Annotated in this window: 17 protein-coding genes; 14 read left to right on the forward strand and 3 right to left on the reverse strand. The window is 70.2% G+C overall.

Annotated features, from left to right (window positions below):
- Window positions 1-43 precede the first annotated feature (43 nt).
- Window positions 44-820 carry a peptidylprolyl isomerase gene (locus tag JOE59_RS05545; protein WP_307836961.1) on the reverse strand — a complete coding sequence of 259 codons (777 nt, stop codon included), beginning with the start codon at window positions 818-820 and terminating at the stop codon, window positions 44-46.
- A gap of 175 nt (window positions 821-995) precedes the next feature.
- Between JOE59_RS05545 and JOE59_RS05550 the strand changes: the two genes are divergently transcribed.
- From JOE59_RS05550 to aroB, 10 genes are all read left to right on the forward strand, one after another.
- Complete coding sequence (locus JOE59_RS05550) at window positions 996-2,429, forward strand: replication-associated recombination protein A (RefSeq protein ID WP_204459286.1); 1,434 nt, start codon at window positions 996-998, stop codon at window positions 2,427-2,429.
- Between the two features lie 216 nt (window positions 2,430-2,645).
- Window positions 2,646-3,269 (forward strand): 30S ribosomal protein S4, encoded by a 624-nt coding sequence (gene rpsD / locus JOE59_RS05555; protein WP_204459287.1) that lies wholly within the window; start codon window positions 2,646-2,648, stop codon window positions 3,267-3,269.
- 146 nt (window positions 3,270-3,415) lie between these two features.
- Window positions 3,416-3,619: a hypothetical protein gene (locus JOE59_RS05560; protein WP_204459288.1), complete on the forward strand. Its 204-nt coding sequence runs from the start codon at window positions 3,416-3,418 to the stop codon at window positions 3,617-3,619.
- 54 nt (window positions 3,620-3,673) lie between these two features.
- Entirely contained in the window at window positions 3,674-6,331 is a 2,658-nt protein-coding gene (gene alaS, locus JOE59_RS05565) for an alanine--tRNA ligase (protein ID WP_204459289.1), read from the forward strand.
- Between the two features lie 5 nt (window positions 6,332-6,336).
- A complete protein-coding gene (gene ruvX, locus JOE59_RS05570) occupies window positions 6,337-6,813 on the forward strand; it encodes a Holliday junction resolvase RuvX (protein WP_204459290.1) in 477 nt (158 codons plus the stop codon).
- Window positions 6,810-8,303 (forward strand): endolytic transglycosylase MltG, encoded by a 1,494-nt coding sequence (gene mltG / locus JOE59_RS05575; protein WP_307836962.1) that lies wholly within the window; start codon window positions 6,810-6,812, stop codon window positions 8,301-8,303. The genes ruvX and mltG overlap by 4 nt, the downstream gene beginning before the upstream one ends.
- Window positions 8,296-9,141, forward strand: a complete 846-nt coding sequence (locus tag JOE59_RS05580; protein ID WP_204459291.1) for a shikimate dehydrogenase — start codon at window positions 8,296-8,298, stop codon at window positions 9,139-9,141. The genes mltG and JOE59_RS05580 overlap by 8 nt, the downstream gene beginning before the upstream one ends.
- Window positions 9,142-9,229: 88 nt before the next feature.
- Complete coding sequence (gene aroC / locus JOE59_RS05585; protein WP_204459292.1) at window positions 9,230-10,450, forward strand: chorismate synthase; 1,221 nt, start codon at window positions 9,230-9,232, stop codon at window positions 10,448-10,450.
- Window positions 10,443-10,961 carry a shikimate kinase gene (locus JOE59_RS05590; RefSeq protein ID WP_307836963.1) on the forward strand — a complete coding sequence of 173 codons (519 nt, stop codon included), beginning with the start codon at window positions 10,443-10,445 and terminating at the stop codon, window positions 10,959-10,961. The genes aroC and JOE59_RS05590 overlap by 8 nt, the downstream gene beginning before the upstream one ends.
- The gene (aroB, locus tag JOE59_RS05595) at window positions 10,958-12,043 is read left to right on the forward strand and encodes a 3-dehydroquinate synthase (protein WP_204459293.1); all 1,086 of its coding nucleotides are present in this window, start codon (window positions 10,958-10,960) and stop codon (window positions 12,041-12,043) included. The genes JOE59_RS05590 and aroB overlap by 4 nt, the downstream gene beginning before the upstream one ends.
- A 65-nt stretch (window positions 12,044-12,108) precedes the next feature.
- Here aroB and JOE59_RS05600 read toward each other — a convergent pair whose 3' ends face one another.
- On the reverse strand, window positions 12,109-14,373 hold the full coding sequence (locus tag JOE59_RS05600; protein ID WP_204459294.1) for an esterase-like activity of phytase family protein: 2,265 nt from the start codon (window positions 14,371-14,373) through the stop codon (window positions 12,109-12,111).
- A 153-nt stretch (window positions 14,374-14,526) separates the two neighbouring features.
- Between JOE59_RS05600 and JOE59_RS05605 the strand changes: the two genes are divergently transcribed.
- From JOE59_RS05605 to JOE59_RS05620, 4 genes are all read left to right on the forward strand, one after another.
- The gene (locus JOE59_RS05605) at window positions 14,527-14,964 is read left to right on the forward strand and encodes a type II 3-dehydroquinate dehydratase (protein ID WP_204459295.1); all 438 of its coding nucleotides are present in this window, start codon (window positions 14,527-14,529) and stop codon (window positions 14,962-14,964) included.
- 128 nt (window positions 14,965-15,092) lie between these two features.
- Window positions 15,093-15,656 carry an elongation factor P gene (gene efp, locus JOE59_RS05610; RefSeq protein ID WP_074258921.1) on the forward strand — a complete coding sequence of 188 codons (564 nt, stop codon included), beginning with the start codon at window positions 15,093-15,095 and terminating at the stop codon, window positions 15,654-15,656.
- The gene (gene nusB, locus JOE59_RS05615) at window positions 15,656-16,069 is read left to right on the forward strand and encodes a transcription antitermination factor NusB (RefSeq protein ID WP_074258922.1); all 414 of its coding nucleotides are present in this window, start codon (window positions 15,656-15,658) and stop codon (window positions 16,067-16,069) included. Before efp ends, nusB begins: the two co-directional genes overlap by 1 nt.
- 223 nt (window positions 16,070-16,292) lie before the next feature.
- On the forward strand, window positions 16,293-16,802 hold the full coding sequence (locus tag JOE59_RS05620; RefSeq protein ID WP_204459296.1) for a DoxX family membrane protein: 510 nt from the start codon (window positions 16,293-16,295) through the stop codon (window positions 16,800-16,802).
- Here the strand turns inward: JOE59_RS05620 and JOE59_RS05625 are convergent.
- Entirely contained in the window at window positions 16,795-17,469 is a 675-nt protein-coding gene (locus JOE59_RS05625; protein WP_204459297.1) for a hypothetical protein, read from the reverse strand. The two genes, JOE59_RS05620 and JOE59_RS05625, sit on opposite strands and share 8 nt — an antisense overlap.
- Between the last annotated feature and the right edge of the window lie 116 nt (window positions 17,470-17,585).

The following is a 17,585-nucleotide window of genomic DNA, read 5'->3' on the forward strand; positions in this document are numbered from 1 at the left end:
ACGGCATCAAGCCTATTGCACCGCCGAGGGGCGGCGCGGGCCGTCACTCGATCGTGAACGCCGTGATCGTGGTCGGTACGGCGGGTGCGCCGTCGCCGGCGCCATCGCTCGTGCCCGCGTCGAGCACACCGGCGCGGAGTTCGTCGAGACCACTCGTCACCTTGCCGATGACCGTGTACCCGCCGGTGTCACCGGGCAGCGTCGTGTCCTCGTAGACGATGAAGAACTGGCTGCCGTTGCTGTACTGGGAATCAGCACGCGCCATCGCGATCGTGCCGGCCGGGTAGAGCGCGTCGGCCGGAGCGTTCTCGACGGGGCCGTAGCTGTAGCCGGGACCGCCGGTGCCGTCGCCGTTCGGGTCGCCGCACTGCAGCACCCAGAGGCCCTCGGTCGTGAGGCGGTGGCAGCTCGTGCCGGTGTAGAAGCCCGACTGGATGAGGCTGATCTCGCTCGAGACGGCCTGCGGAGCAGCCGCGCCGTCGAGCTCGACCCCGAGGGGGATGTCGTTGAGTGTGAGCGTGCCGGTCCAGGTGCGGTCCTCGGCGATGTCGGCCGAGGGCACGTCGCCCTGGTTCTCGCCCTCGGCGGGAGTCGGGGTCGGCGTGGGAGTCGCGGTGGCGGCCGGCTCGGCGCCGGGTCCGCCGCTGAAGTAGAAGATCTGCGCGGCCGTCGCGAGGGCGAGCACGACGACGAGCGCGAGCACCGCGATCACGTTGTCGCGGGTGCGCCGGCGTGCCTTCCGGGTGTGGACTTCCTGGCGTGCCTGGTAGGTGCGAAGGCGCGCTCGTTCTTCACGCGCCTGCCGGTCGTTCGATGCCACGCATGCTCCTTCTCGGGACTCCTGCGTGCCGACTCTACGCAAGGCGGGGTGCCCAGACCAATCGCCGCACCGATCAGGACCCGAGATCCGGTGCCGGATGCCGCGCCACTGGTCGGCTCCGTGGTCGATTCCGGCCCGGGCTCCGGTGTCGGATGCCGCGACTACGCTTGACGGCATGGTGGATTCCGGCCCGGGGCTGCGTTCAGGCGCGACCCCGCTCGCGGTGCGCATGCGCCCGACGAGCCTCGACGAGGTGGCCGGCCAACGGCACCTGTTGACGCCCGGTTCGCCCCTCGTCGCCCTCGCCGGCGATCGCTCGGGGGAGTCCGGGTCGGTCTCCGTCATCCTCTGGGGTCCGCCCGGCACCGGCAAGACGACACTCGCCCAGGCGATCGCCCGTTCGTCGGGCCGCAAGTTCGTCGAGCTGTCGGCCGTGTCGGCCGGAGTGCGCGACGTGCGCCAGGTCATGGAGGAGGCGCGGGCGAGCCGCGATCTCTACGGCCTCTCGACCGTGCTCTTCCTCGATGAGATCCACCGCTTCACGAAGGCCCAGCAAGACGCCCTGCTGCCGGGCGTCGAGAACGGGTGGGTCATCCTCGTGGCCGCGACCACCGAGAACCCGTCGTTCTCGGTCATCTCGCCGCTCCTGTCCCGTTCGCTCCTGCTCACCCTCGAGCTCCTCACCGACGACGACCTCGGGGTGCTGGTCGATCGGGCGGTCGCCGATCCGCGCGGCCTGTCGGGCAAGGTGGCGCTCGACCCCGAGGCGCGGGCCGCCATCATCCGGCTCGCCTCAGGCGACGCGAGACGTGCACTCACGGCGCTCGAGGCCGCTGCCGTGGCCGCGGCGCAGGCGATTCCCGCTGCGCCGGAGCCGGGTGACGACGGCGACGAGACGGCTGCCACCGACACGAACGGCGCCGACGAGTCGTCGGCCGATGGCGAGACGGATGCCGCGGCATCCGCTGCGCCCGTCATCACCACCGACATCGTGGCCCGCGCCGTCGACCGCGCGCTGCTGCGCTACGACCGCAACGGCGACGAGCACTACGACGTCATCAGCGCGTTCATCAAGTCGGTGCGGGGCAGCGACGTCGACGCCTCGCTGCACTATCTCGCGCGCATGATCGAGGCCGGCGAAGACCCGCGGTTCATCGCGCGCCGCATCATCGTGCTCGCCTCCGAAGACATCGGCCTCGCCGATCCGAGCGCGCTCGGCGTGGCCGTCGCCGCGGCCGACGCCGTGCAGTTCATCGGCATGCCCGAGGGGCGCATCCCGCTCGCCCAGGCCGTCGTGCACCTGGCCACCGCCCCGAAGTCGAACGCGGCCTACGTCGGCATCGACCGGGCGATCGCCGACGTGCGCGAGGGCAAAGCAGGCCGGGTGCCGAAGCACCTGCGCGACGCGCACTACCCGGGGGCGAAGCGGCTCGGCCACGGCAAGGGCTACAAGTACCCGCACGACGACGAGATCGGCGTCGTGGCGCAGGAATACCTGCCCGAGTCGCTGCGCGGCGCCGTGTACTACGAGCCCGCCGAGCACGGCAACGAGCGCGAGGTCTCTGCGCGGCTCGCGAAGCTGCGGCGCATCGTTCGCGGCGGGCGATGACCGCCACGAGTCTGAGAGCCCCCGGTGGGGCGCACTGCGCCGTCGTGATATCATTTCCGTTGGCCTGAAGCCTGATTCTCGAGCGCGGCTGCGAGAGAGTCACCGGCGAATGGGTGCGATCTGTAGCCGATCCACCCTTGGCGAATCCCTCTGACACAGATTCCCGGCGCACGATCGCGCCGTGAATTCACTTGAGATTCTTCCGAAAGGACATTCGTGTCGAACCAGTCACGTAGCAAGACCCGCCTCTCCCGTGCGCTCGGCGTCGCCCTCACCCCGAAGGCCGCCCGCTACATGGAGAAGCGCCCGTACGCTCCCGGTGAGCACGGCCGCACCAAGCGCAAGCAGGACAGCGACTACGCCGTTCGTCTGCGCGAGAAGCAGCGCCTGCGCGCCCAGTACGGCATCCGCGAGAAGCAGCTGCGCATCGCCTTCAACGAGGCGCGCCGCACCGACGGCCTGACCGGTGAGAACCTGGTCGAGCTGCTCGAGATGCGTCTCGACGCCATCGTGCTGCGTGCCGGCTTCGCCCGCACCATCTCGCAGGCGCGCCAGTTCGTGGTGCACCGCCACATCCTCGTCGACGGCCAGCTCGTCGACCGCCCCTCGTTCCGCGTGAAGCCGGGCCAGCTCGTGCACGTCAAGGCACGCAGCGAGGGCACCGAGCCGTTCCAGGTCGCCGCTGCCGGCGGTCACGTCGACGTGCTCCCCAAGCTCCCCACGTACCTCGAGGTCGAGCTCGACAAGCTCCAGGTGAAGCTCGTCCGTCGCCCGAAGCGCGCCGAGGTCCCCGTGACCTGTGACGTGCAGCTGGTCGTCGAGTACTACGCAGCTCGCTGACGCAGAGCAGTTGAGACAGGGGTCGCGGGGTTTCCCGCGGCCCCTGTGTCGTACCCGGCGACCGCCTGCGGTGCGGCCACTAGACTGGTGCGAGGCGTGCCGAGCGCACCGCAAGGCGACACATCGATCAGGAGCAGGAGCACCTCGTGAAGAGCATTCTGTGGTTCACCGTCGGCGTCGCGGCCGGATTCGCGGTCGCGCACCAGGTCAACCAGACCAAGCAGGGGCGAGACTTCTTCTCCGCGGTCGACGTGAAGGCCCGCGCCTTCGGCCACGCGATCGCCGAGGGCTACCACGCCCGCGACGCCGAGCTCCGAGCCGAGCAGGGCGAGACTCCCGCGGCTCTCTGAGTCGCGACCACGATGTGATGCCCGGACGCCCGGGCAACGACTGAGAACGGAACCATGCAGACTGCCGACATCCGCCAGCGTTGGCTGGACTTCTTCGCCGAGCGCGGGCACACCGTCGTCCCCTCGGCGTCACTCGTCTCCGACGACCCCACGCTGCTCTTCACGGTCGCCGGCATGGTGCCCTTCGTGCCGTACCTGACCGGCCTCGTGCCCGCGCCGTACCCGCGCGCGACGAGTGTGCAGAAGTGCATCCGCACCAACGACATCGAAGAGGTCGGCAAGACCCCGCGCCACGGAACGTTCTTCCAGATGAGCGGGAACTTCTCGTTCGGCGACTACTTCAAAGAGGGCGCCATCTCGATGGCCTGGGAGCTGCTGACGACGCCCGAGGCCGACGGCGGCTACGGCTTCGACCGCAACGACCTCTGGGTCACCGTCTACGAAGACGACGACGAGGCGATCGAACTCTGGAAGAAGGTCGCGGACCTGCCCGACGAGCGCGTCCAGCGCCTCGGCAAGGGCCCGAACTACTGGCACACCGGCCAGCCCGGTCCGGCGGGCCCCTGCTCCGAGATCTTCTTCGATCGCGGCCCCGAGTACGGCATCGACGGCGGCCCGGCCACCGACGACGACCGGTACGTCGAGATCTGGAACCTCGTGTTCATGCAGTACCTCATCGACGACGTGAAGTCGAAGACCGACTTCCGCATCGTGAAGGAACTGCCGAAGAAGAACATCGACACCGGCATGGGACTCGAGCGCGTGGCGTTCATCAAGCAGGGCGTCGACAACATGTACGAGATCGACCAGGTGCGCCCGGTGCTCGATCGCGCCGCCGAGATCTCGGGCCGTCGCTACGGCGCGGACCACGACGACGATGTGCGCATGCGCGTCATCGCCGACCACGTGCGCTCCGCGCTGATGCTCATGAGCGACGGCGTGAGCCCGTCGAACGAGGGGCGCGGATACATCCTGCGCCGGCTCCTGCGCCGCAGCATCCGCGCTATGCGCCTGCTCGGCGTCGAGGGCCCGACCTTCCGCGAGCTCTTCGCCGCGTCGCGCGACGCGATGAAGAGCGCCTACCCCGAGGTGGCGAAGGACTACGCCCACATCGAGCAGCTCGCCCTCGGTGAGGAGGAGACCTTCCTCCGCACGCTCACGGCGGGCACCTCGATCCTCGACCTCGCGGTCACCAAGACCAAGGAGTCGGGTCGCGGCCAGCTCGCCGGCGACACGGCGTTCCTCCTGCACGACACCTACGGCTTCCCGATCGAGCTCACGCTCGAGATGGCCGATGAAGCCGGCCTCGCCGTCGACCGTGCCGCGTTCGACACGCTCATGGCCGAGCAGCGCTCGCGTGCGAAGGCCGATGCCAAGTCGAAGAAGAAGGTGCTCGCCGACCTCTCGGTGTACGCGGAGTTCCGTGCCAAGGGCGAGACCATCTTCACGGGCTACTCCGAGCTGACGACGGCGTCGAACGTGCTCGGTCTGCTCGTCGACGGCCGCCCGGTGCCGTTCGCGACCGCCGGTCAGACCGCCGAGGTGATCCTGGCCGAGACCTCGCTCTACGCGGAGTCCGGTGGTCAGGCACCGGATCAGGGTCGCATCGTCGGCGACGGCTTCGACCTCGAGGTGCTCGACGTGCAGAAGCCCATCAAGGGCCTCATCAGCCACACCGTGAAGGTGACGTCGGGCGAGGTCGGCGTCGGCGTGCCGGCGACCACGCTCGTCGACGAGCAGTACCGTCGCGGTGCCACGCAGGCGCACTCGGGCACGCACCTCGTGCACGCCGCGCTCCGCCAGGTGCTCGGCCCGAACGCCCACCAGTCCGGCTCGTTCAACAAGGCCGGCTACCTGCGACTCGACTACGGCTGGAACTCGGCGCTCTCGGCCGAGACCCGCAGCGAGATCGAGGAGATCTCGAACGCCGCGATCCGCGACAACCTCGAGGTCGTCACGCGCGAGATGCCGCTCGACGAGGCGAAGTCCCTCGGCGCGATGGCGCTCTTCGGCGAGAAGTACGGCGACGTCGTGCGCGTCGTCGACATCGGCGGCCCCTGGTCGCGCGAACTCTGCGCCGGCACGCACGTGTCGACGAGCGCCGAGGTCGGCATGATCAACATCGTGGGGGAGTCCTCGGTCGGTGCATCCAACCGCCGCGTGGAATCACTCGTCGGCCTCGACGCATTCCGCCGCTTCGCGTCGGAGCGTGCACTCGTCTCCGAGCTGACCTCGTCGCTGAAGACGCGCCCCGATCAGCTCGTCGACCGTGTCGGCGAGCTCGTCTCGAGCCTGAAGGCCGCCGAGAAGCGCATCCAGCAGTTCGAGGCTCGCGCTCTCAACGATCGCGTACCCGCGCTTGCCGCCAAGGCCGTGCGCACGGGCGAGGTGCTGCTCGTCGCCGAGACGGTCGGCTCGCTCGGCACCGGTGACGAACTCCGAGCGCTCGCGACCTCCGTTCGAGCACAGCTCGGCGACGCGGCATCCGTCGTGGCCCTGACCGCCGAGGTCGGCGGCAAGCCGGTCGCGATCGTCGCGACCTCGCCTGCCGCTCGCGACGCCGGCGCCAATGCCGGTGCCCTCGCGAAGACCATGGCCGGTGTGCTCGGCGGCGGAGGCGGCGGCAAGCCCGACCTCGCCCAGGGCGGCGGCAGCGACCTCGCGGCGATCCCGGCGGCGCTCGACGCGGTGCGCTCGGCGCTCCGCGGGTAGGCGCTGTGCGTACCGGGGCGAGACTCGGGGTCGATGTCGGGCGGGCGCGCATCGGCGTGGCGCGCTGCGACCCGGGCGGCATGATCGCGACCCCGGTGGAGACGGTGCCGCGTGCTGTCGACGGCGACGCCGATGTGTCGCGCATCCTCGAGATCGCGCGTGAGCACGAGGTGATCGAGATCGTCGTCGGCAATCCGCTCTCGCTCTCCGGTGCGTCGACGCCGTCGACCGACGACGCGGTGGCGTTCGCGGAGCGGCTGGCGAGCACGGGGATCCCGGTGCGGCTGGTCGACGAACGACTCTCGACCGTGAGCGCCCAACAGGCGCTTCGCGCGACCGGGAAGTCGGCGCGCAAGCAACGTCCCATCGTCGATCAGGTTGCAGCCGTTATCATTTTGCAACACGCCATCGACGCCGAGCGGGATTTCCACCGCCCGCCCGGCCGGACGATCGAGATCCCCGAAGGGCCATCCCCCCTGTGACCCAGCCTCCCCCCGAGCGCCACGACTCGGACCGCGCGACCGCCGACTGGCACGCGATGCTCGCCGGCGATGCGCCGGTGCGAGCACCCAGAGCAGCGGATGCCGCGCCGCCACGACCGGCGGCCGGTGCGACGCCGACCGGTGCGACGCCGACCGGTGCGACGCCGACCGGTGCGACGCCGACTCCGCCAGCCGCTGAGGGACAGCCGATGACCCGCCGTGAGGCGAGGGAGGCCGAGCAGCGCCGGGCCGCCGAGGCCGAAGCAGCGGCGGTGCTCGCCGAGGCGGGTCCGCCTGCGGAGGAGGTCCCGCTTCCCTTCTTCGACTCGATCGTCGCCGAACCGGCCGCTCCCGAGCCGGCACGTCCGTCGCGCGCCGAGCGTCGAGCCGTGAACGCCGACCCGTACGAGCCCGAGAAGCCGAAGCGTCGGGGCGCATGGGGTTGCCTCATCGGCCTCCTCGTCGTCATCGCACTCGGCGCCGTGGCCTTCTTCTTCCTGCAGGGCCCGATCAACGCCGTCATCGAGCGGTTCACTCCGGCCGAGGACTACGAGGGCGCCGGCACCGGCGAGGTCGTGTTCATGATCCACGACGGCGACGTCGGCTCCGACATCGCGACGAACCTCGTCGACGGGGGCGTCACCGCGTCGTACGACGCCTTCTACGACCTCCTGCTCGAGCAGAGCCCCGAGCCCGAGTTCCACCCCGGTGCATATCAGCTCGCCGAAAAGATGAGCGCGCAGGCCGCGCTCGATGCGCTGCAGGATCCGGCGACGAAGCTCGAGAACACCTTCGTGATCCCCGAAGGCACGGCGACCGTCGATGCGCTGCCGCTCATCGCCGAGGGCACAGGTGTGCCGCTCTCGGAGCTCGAGGGGGCCGCGGCCGAGCCGCCCGCGAACTACGGGTTGCCCGCAGAGGCGACGAACCTCGAGGGATTCCTCTTCCCGGCGACGTACACGCTCGACCCGGGACTCGACGCGCACGCGGTGCTGCAGACCCTCGTCGACCGGCAGTTCGAAGCGCTCGACGCCGCAGGCGTCGCGCCCGAAGATCGCTGGGGGACGATCGTGCTCGCCGCGCTCATCCAGCGCGAGGCGGGCCTCCGCGACGACTTCTACAAGGTCTCGCGCGTCTTCCAGAACCGTCTCGACCCGAACCAGTGGGAGAGCGGCCTGCTCGAGTCCGACGCCACGGTCGCGTACGGCACCGGCAACACCCATTTGGTCACGACGACTGACGAGGAGCGGGAGAACGCGGAGAACCGGTACAACACCTACGTGCACCCCGGCTTGCCGGTGGGCCCGATCTCGAACCCCGGCGACCTCGCGATCGACGCGGCGCTGCACCCGGCCGACGGACCGTGGCTCTTCTTCGTGACGTGGAACCTCGACACCGGCGAGACGATCTTCTCCGAGACCGTCGAACAGCACGACGTCGCCGTCGAGAAGTGGCTCGCGTGGATGGAAGAGCACCCCGAGTATGGCTGATCGAGTGCGACGGCTCCATGCACGGCTGGCGGTGCTCGGCTCGCCGATCTCGCACTCCAAGAGCCCAGCACTGCACCGCGCGGCGTACAACCGCCTCGGGCTGCCGTGGCAGTACTCGACCGTGGAGATGGACGGCGCCCGGCTCGGCGAGTTCCTGGGGGGCCTGGATGCCTCGTGGCGCGGACTCTCGCTCACCATGCCGCTGAAGCAGGAGGTGCTGCCCCTGCTCGACTCGATCGACGAGGTCGCCGCGATCACCGGTGCCGCGAACACGGTGCTCTGCGACGCCGGCACCCGACGGGGCTTCAACACCGACGTCGGCGGCATCGTGCGCACGCTCCGCGAGGCCGGCGTGCACGAGGCCTCGTGCGGCGTGCTGCTCGGCGGCGGGGCGACGGCCGCCTCGGCACTCGTCGCGATGTCGCAGCTCGGGGCACGCGAGGTGCAGGTGCTCGTGCGCCGCCCGGGCTCCGCCGCGTCGCTCGTCGAGCTCGGCTCGCGTCTCGGCGTGCGGGTCGACGTGGGCGGGCTGGCCGAACTCGCGACGATCGATCGTGCCGACCTCGTCGTGAGCACCGTGCCCGGTGGCACCGACCTCGGCGTCGCTGCATCCGCTGGGCTCATCGCCACCGCCACCCTGCTCGACGTCGCGTACGACCCCTGGCCGACCCCGCTCGCGGCAGGCTGGATCGCGGGAGGCGGCGCGGTGGTGCACGGGCTCGGGATGCTGCTGCACCAGGCGCTGCTGCAGGTTCGGACCTTCGTGAACGGCGACCCGAACGAGCCGCTCGACGACGAGGACGCCGTGCTCGCCGACATGCGCGCTGCGGTCGCCTGATCGAGGTAGGCGCTGGTGGGCGGCGCGTCGCCATCGCGGCCGGCGTCATGCGACGTCGGCGTCCCTGAGCCTGTGGAAGGATAGGAACATGCTCCGTTGGCTCACTGCCGGAGAGTCGCACGGCCCTGAGCTCGTCGCGATCCTCGAGGGTCTTCCCGCCGGTATCCCCGTTTCGCTCGACGATATTCGTGCTGACCTCGCGCGCCGCAAACTCGGCTACGGCCGGGGTGCGCGCATGAAGTTCGAGCAGGACGAACTCGCGATCTCGGGCGGTGTGCGCCACGGACTCAGCCTCGGCAGCCCCGTCGCGCTGCGCATCGGAAACACCGAGTGGCCGAAGTGGCAGGAGGTCATGAGCCCCGAGCCCATCGACCCTGCCAAGCTCGGCCGCGGGCGCGGCGCCGCGCTCACCCGGCCCCGGCCCGGGCACGCCGACCTCGTCGGCATGCAGAAGTACGGTTTCGACGAGGCCCGCCCGGTGCTCGAGCGCGCGAGCGCCCGTGAGACCGCGGCCCGCGTCGCGCTCGGCGCGGTCGCACGTTCGTTCCTCGCCGAACTCGGCATCCGGCTCGTCGCGCACACGCTCGCGATCGGCCCCGTTCGGGTGCCCGACGGCCGCCCACTGCCGACGCCCGACGACGTCGAGGTGCTCGACGCCGATCCGCTGCGCTGCTTCGACCCCGAGACATCCGCGGCGATGGTCGAAGAGGTCGACCTCGCGCACAAGGAGGGCGACACGCTCGGCGGCGTCGTCGAGGTGCTGGCCTACGGCCTGCCGCCCGGACTCGGATCGCACGTGCACTGGGACCGTCGTCTCGACGCACAGCTCGCGGCCGCCCTCATGGGCATCCAGGCGATCAAGGGCGTCGAGGTCGGTGACGGCTTCGAGACCACTCGCCGCCGCGGCTCGGCCGCGCACGACGAACTGCACGTCGACGGTGGTCGCATCGCTCGCGCGAGCGATCGCGCCGGCGGCACAGAGGGCGGCATGTCCACCGGCACCGTGCTGCGCGTTCGCGCCGGCATGAAGCCCATCGCGACCGTGCCGCACGCGCTGCCGACGGTCGACGTCGCCACCGGTGAGGCCGCTGCGGCCCACCACCAGCGTTCCGACGTCGTCGCGGTTCCCGCAGCAGGCGTCGTGGCCGAGGCGATGGTCGCGCTCACCCTCGCGAACGCCGTGCTCGAGAAGTTCGGCGGCGACTCGGTCGACGAGACCCGGCGCAACCTCGAGTCCTACCTCGCGGCGATCCCCGAAACGCTCCGCACGGCGGGCGCTGCGGCGGACGCCGCGGCAGATCGTGTCTGACACCCCGCGACTCGCCCTGCCGATCGTGCTCGTCGGCCCGATGGGCGCGGGCAAGTCACGGGTCGGGCAGCGGCTCGCGACATCCGTCGGCGCACCGTTCGTCGACACCGACCTGCGCATCGTCGAACGCTACGGGCCGATCGACGAGATCTTCGACCGCGAGGGCGAGGAGTACTTCCGCATCGTCGAACGCGAGGTCGTCGACGAGGCGCTGCGCGAAGAGGCCGTGATCTCGCTCGGCGGCGGCGCGGTGCTGCACGACGACACTCGCGACGATCTCGCCGGCCTGCCCGTCGTCTGGCTGCAGGTCTCCGCATCAGCGGTGGCTCCCCGACTCACCGGCGGCACCCGTCCGCTGCTGGCCGACGGCGGCATCGAGCGCTGGAGCGCCATCCTCGAGGCGCGGCGCCCCCTGTACGAGTCGGTCGCCGACTTCAGCATCGACACCTCGCGTCGCTCGGTCGCGCGGATCGTCGACGACATCACCGGGCACTTCGGAGGAACACGATGACCGCAGACGAGACCCGCACGAGCATCCGCGTCGGCGGCGAATCGGGCTACGACGTCATCGTGGGCCGAGGGGTGCTCGCCGAGATCGGCGACGCGATCGGCACGGACGCGACGAAGGTGCTCATCGTGCACCCCGCGACGCTCGGCGCTCGTGCCGCAGAGCTGCGCGAGGCGCTCTCAGACCGCTACCAGGTGCTGCTCGCGGAGGTGCCCGATGCCGAGGCCGGCAAGCGCATCGAGGTCGCCGCGTTCTGCTGGCAGGTGCTCGGACAGGCCGACTTCACCCGCACCGACGCGGTCGTCGGGTTCGGCGGGGGAGCGATCACCGACCTCGCGGGCTTCGTCGCAGCGACCTGGCTTCGCGGCGTGAAGGTCGTGCAGGTGCCGACGACGGTGCTCGGCATGGTCGACGCGGCCGTCGGCGGCAAGACCGGCATCAACACGAACGAAGGGAAGAACCTCGTCGGCGCGTTCCATGCACCCGCCGCCGTGATCTGCGACCTCGACGTGTTCGACACGCTGCCGAAGAACGAGATCCTCGCGGGCTTCGCGGAGATCGTGAAGGCGGGCTTCATCCGCTACCCCGAGATCCTCGACATCATCGAGGCCGGCCCCGAGGCCGCGACCGACCCGTCGACGCCGCAGTTCCGCCGCGTGGTCGAGCTCGCGATCCAGATGAAGGCCGACGTCGTCTCAGAGGACTTCACCGAGCAGGGGATCCGCGAGATCCTGAACTACGGGCACACGCTCGGCCACGCCGTCGAGCACGCCGAGCGATACCAGTGGCGCCACGGCGCGGCGGTCGCCGTGGGCATGGCGTTCGCGGCCGAGCTCGGCCGGCTCTCGGGCCGTCTCCCCGACGAGGTCGCCGACCGGCACAAGCGGGTGCTCGACCTGCTGAGCCTGCCGACCTCGTACCCCGCGGGCCGCTGGAACACGCTGCTCGCCACGATGCAGCGCGACAAGAAGTCGCGCGCCGGTCAGCTGCGCTTCATCGTGCTCGACGACCTCGCGAAGCCGACGGTCATGCTCGCGCCCGACCCGTCGCTGCTCTTCGCGGCATACCAGGAGATCGCCTCCTGACCATCGCGCACGAGAGCGGACGGATGCCCGAGGCAACCGCCCGCTCTCGAATCGGATGAACCCGATCAGCCAGCGGTCGCGGCGCCGAGATCGGGGTTGTCGGTGAAGAAGCCGTCGAGGCCCGCATCGAGGAACACCCGGAGCTCGCCCGCGAGGTCGCCGATGCCTGCAGGATCGGCGCTCGAACGGAACTCGGCCGGGAGGAACGCGTTCTCGCGGCGGAACGTCCAGCCGTGCACCTCGAGTCCGACCGCGTGCGCGTCGGCGATCAGCGTGGTCGGCGCGCCGAGCGTGCCGGTCGCGGTGCGGGGGATCAGGAGGCTCTTCTCGACGCCGACGCCGTCGGCGTACGTCGTGATCTCCGCGAGGCCCGCGGGCGTCGCGAGGTCGGCATACGTGCGGGCGTCACCGGCGACCGTGAAGTCGTAGGGACGACCGCTCGAGTTGAGCAGCTGGGCGAGCGCCACGTCGGTGACGCCGTCGAGCTCGCGGAGGTTGCCCACCTCGAAGCTCTGGATGATGACGGGCGCATCGGCCTCGTCGAGCCCGTTGCGCGAGAGCTCGGCGACGAGCGGCTCCTCGAGCGAGAGGCCGATCGAGTCGAAGTAGCTCGGGTGCTTCGTCTCGGGGTAGACGCCCACCGGCAGGCCGTCGCAGCTCACCGAGTGCCGAGCGAGGTCGAGCACCTCGTCGAGGGTCGGCACCTGGTAGAGGCCGTTGAACGTCGTGTTCTCGGGGCGGATCTGCGGGAGCCGCTCCACCGCACGCAGCGTCTTGAGCTCGGCGAGCGTGAAGTCCTCGGTGAACCAGCCCGTGACGGAGACGCCGTCGATCTGCTTCGTGGCCTTGCGATCGGCGAACGCCGGGCGGGTCGCGACATCCGTCGTGCCGCTGATCTCGTTCTCGTGGCGGGCGACGAGCACGCCGTCCTTCGTCGACACGACATCGGGCTCGATGAAGTCGGCGCACTCGGTGATCGCCGTCTCGTACGCCGCGAGCGTGTGCTCGGGGCGGTATCCGCTCGCGCCGCGATGCGCCACGACGGTGACGTCGGAGGGCTGCACCCGCGTGCGATCGAGGTCGATGACGTCGATCTCGGTGTCATCGGGGGTGCCCGCGATGCGCGCGTCGTTGCCGGGGTAGTTGTTGTCATTGGCGATCAGGAGGTCGCCGTTCTTCAACTGCACCACGGTCTCGAACGATTGCACCGGCAGCGAGAACGGATCGCCCGTGCCATAGCCGTCACCCGCGCCGAGCAGACCGGGGTTCGCGATGCGCAGGGCATCGACCACGAGGGTCTTCTCCAGCTTGCCCTCGGAGTCGGAGCGCGTGAGGTTCACCTCGTAGATGCGCTTCGTCACGGCCTGGTCGCCTTCGAAGTCGTCGCGTTCGACGAGCAGCAGCACGCCGTTGCGCACGGCGAACGCGTCGCCCACGACGTTGGCGTCCTGATCGGTCTGGTAGTTCCAGGTGCGACCCGTGTACGCGCCGGCCCGAGTGTCGAACTCGAGGATCTCGCGACGACGGAGGTCGGTGTCATCGGCGTATGATCCCTCGACGACCGGGTAGAGGTAGCGTCCGTTCACCGAGGCCGCCAGAGCCTCGAAGCCGCGGCTCGCACGTACGCGAGGCGTCTCGCCGACCTCGAGATACGGGTTCTGGGGCGACTTCGCGCCGCCGGGCATCGGGTACGGCTTCTCGAGCAGGGTGCCGTCGGCGCCGAAGTGGAGCAGGAACGGGCCGAACTCCTCGCCGACCCAGAAGCTGCCGTCCTTCGCCCGGACCACCGATTCGATGTCGAAGTCGGCGCCGGTGAGCAGGCGCTCGGGTGTCGCCTCGTTCGCGATCGGGAAGTCGAGCACGCGGTCCGCGTCGTTGTAGGAGATGAACCGCTCGACCTGGATCTCGCCGCTGCCGCCCTCTGCGGACTGCCAGGCCGGACGGACCAGGTAGTTGCGGAGCAGGAAGTCGGCCGAGTTGCCCTTCGCGCCGAAGCCGTTGTCGGGCTGGGCCCAGAACGTGCCGTCGCCGTTGTCGATCATCGCCGAGAACCCGGGGATGACCTGGCCCGCGAAGGGGCCGGTGCGCCCGTTCACCGTCGTGGTGAGCGCTGCGCCGCTGGCGGGGCCCGCCTCGAGGTGGTCGGCCGAGAGGGTCGCCCGAGCGACGAGGACGGGTTCCGTCTTCTTGACGGACGGACCCTTCGGTCCGTCGCCGTTCCCGGCGGCGGTGGCGGACGAGGGGACGAGTATCGCGGCCGCCGTGACGGCGGTGGCCGCGGCGACCAGGAGGCGGAAGCGCGTACGCGTTCGTGCAGTGTCGGTTGGCATACGGCGAGCCAATCGGGTGCAGGGCACGTCGTGATGGCCGTCCGCGGAATGCGGTGCGACCGGCACGTGAACCCGAGCCTCGGATGGCACCCGGTCCGCCACCTGCCGTCCGTCCGCCGTTCACCCGAGGGCCCGCCTCGATAGGCTTGCGGCGTGACGACGATCCTCATCCTCAACGGCCCGAACCTCGGCCGGCTCGGTACCCGCGAACCAGAGGTCTACGGCAGCGAGAGCCTCGCCGACATCCGCGACTCGCTCGCAGGCGTGGTTCCGGCCGACGTCGAGATCGACCTGCGCCAGAGCGACGACGAAGCCGAGCTCATCGGCTGGATCCACGAGGCCGTCGACCGGAAGCTCCCGGTCGTGCTGAACCCGGCCGCGTTCACCCACTACAGCTACGCGCTGCGCGACGCGGCCGCCCAGTTGAAGCAGGCGGGGGTGCCGCTCGTCGAGGTGCACCTCTCGAACCCGCACACGCGCGAGACCTTCCGGCACACGAGCGTGATCTCGGGTGTCGCCACCGGTGTCATCGCCGGCTTCGGCAGCGACTCGTACCGCATGGCCGTCGACTGGGTGCTGCGTCACGCCTGAGATCGGCGCCCGCGGCGCGGCATCCGCGTGCATTGGCGCAGTCCCGACCGAGCGACTAAACTCGACCGACTGAACTTCTGCGGCCGATTCCGGCCGAGCCTCTTCGCAACTGAACGGAACACACACGCATGGCAAGCACCGCTGACATCAAGAACGGCGTCGTCCTCTCCATCGACGGTCAGCTCTGGAGCGTCATCGAGTTCCAGCACGTCAAGCCCGGCAAGGGCGGTGCGTTCGTGCGCACCAAGCTGAAGAACGTCGTGTCGGGCAAGACCGTCGACCGCACCTACAATGCGGGCGCGAAGATCGAGATCGAGAACGTCGATCGTCGCGACTTCACGTACCTCTACAGCGATGGCGACGGCTACGTCTTCATGGACCAGACCGACTTCGACCAGCTCACGGTGCCCGGCACCGTCGTCGGCGACGCCGCGAACTTCATGCTCGAGAACCAGTCGGTGACCGTGGCCCTGAACAACGGCAACCCGCTCTACGTCGAGCTGCCCGCCTCGGTCGTGCTCGAGATCACCTACACGGAGCCGGGCCTGCAGGGCGACCGTTCCACCGGTGGCACGAAGCCCGCGACCGTCGAGACCGGCTACGAGATCCAGGTGCCGCTGTTCCTCGAGACCGGCACGAAGGTCAAGGTCGACACCCGCACGGGCGACTACCTCGGCCGCGTGAACGACTAGTGAGCGCACGTACCAAGGCGCGCAAGCGCGCGCTCGACCTGCTGTACTCGGCCGACATGCGTCAGGTGCCGGTCGAGCAGATGCTCGTCGTCGAGGCGGAGAAGGCGGCGAGCGAGCCAGAGCGCGCCGCATCGTGGCTCTACGCGCGTGAGATCGTCGACGGCATCGTCGACAACCGCGCCGAGATCGACGAGCTCATCGAGACGCACTCGCACGGCTGGACTCTCGAGCGCATGCCCGCGGTCGACCGTGCGATCCTGCGCATCGGCGTGTGGGAGATCATCCACAACGACGCAGTGCCCGACCCGGTCGCGATCTCCGAGGCCGTCGAGGCGGCCACGGTGCTCTCGACCGACGACTCGGCCGGCTTCGTGAACGGCCTGCTCGCGGCGATCTCCCACTCGAAGGCCTGAGTTCCGAGCTCCTTCCCGTGTGCGTTCGATTCGAGCGCACACGACGGCTTCGGCCTGCCCCGCGCTCGGGGGGTTCGGCGGGCATGTCCCTGAGAGCGCGTTCGGTGGAGACACCGAGCGCGGTTCAGCGGCACTCCCGACGACGGGCGACCGCCGCGGCGATGTGATGAGTATGCCGCCGATTCCGGCCGGCATCTCCCACGTTGCTCTCGGAAGGAGCACCATGTCCAGCACCACCATCGGAACCGGTCGCGTCGCGACCGGATCAGGGCTCGACTCGATCCTCGACCGCGCGAACGCCGCGCAGGCGGTCGTCCAGCGGTTCCTCGCTCGCGCAGGAGTTCCCGCGCTCCGCGTCTCGCTCGGCCTCGTCTTCCTCGTGTTCGGCGCGTTGAAGTTCTTCCCCGGCATGAGCCCGGTCGAGGCGCTCGTGACCCGCACGTGGAACGTGCTGTCGTTCGGCGTGATCGATGGCTACGCGGCGCTCGCGCTGACGGCAGCGCTCGAGGTGTTCGTCGGTGTCACGCTCGTCACGGGCGTGCTGCTCCGCGTCGGCCTGCTCGCCCTCGCGGTGACCTTCGTCGGCGTGTTCTCGCCGCTCGTGTTCTTCGCCGGAGAGCTCTTCACCGCGGCCGGGCCCTCGCTCACCGCGCAGTACATCCTGAAGGACGTCGTGCTGGTGGCCGCGGCCATGGTGATCGCGGCGAAGGCATTCACGCGTCCGATCAGGTGACCTCGTGCGTTCGGCCCGTCTCGCCGACGACCCCCTCCGCTCGCGGCAGGGGGTCGTTCGCGTCATCGGCTCGCGGCGCCCACGCAGCGAGCGCGGCGGCCTCGAGCGCGAGCCCGACGAGACTGCCGTGCGGCCAGTAGGTCAGCAGCACGGTCGCGCCGACGAGGATCGGGAGCGTCGCGCCGAGGAGCCAGCGTTCCCACGCCGGGATGCCGACGCCGCGCGGGGCGACGACCGCCGCGACGACCGCCCACACGCCGATCGCCGCGAGCACGAACAGTTCGCCGCCCCAGATCGCATGCAACGGGGCATCGACCGGGTGGTTCAGGTACGACATGAGGGTGATGACGCCGGCGGCGAGCACGAGCCACCCCAGCACTCGTCCGCTCCACCCCAGCGCCGCGAGTGCCGGGCCGGTCGCGATCCAGACGAGCACGAACGAGACGGATGCCGCGGCGCCGAACACGAGGTAGAGATCGTGCAGCCCCGCCCCGTGCAGCCATGACCGGATGCCGTCGTAGACCGGCAGTCCGTCGAGCGCGTCGAGCCAGTCGGGGGTGTGCACGCCCGACCAGATCGCCTGCTGCGGTGGGAGCAGAAAGAGCGCCCACGCCGCGGCGAGGAGCGCGCACGCGACCGCCCATGGGCGGGACGGGTGCGCACGCATGGCGGAAACGCTACCGAGCGGTGCCATGTCGCCGGCAGCCCCCGGTCGCGGGACACGATAGGATCGAAGGACGTTGACAACCTTTAAGGCCGTCCTGTGAGGCGGAGAAGGGAGTC

Origin of the sequence: Agromyces cerinus (assembly GCF_016907835.1) — a bacterium.
GTDB classification, from domain to species: domain Bacteria; phylum Actinomycetota; class Actinomycetes; order Actinomycetales; family Microbacteriaceae; genus Agromyces; species Agromyces nitratus.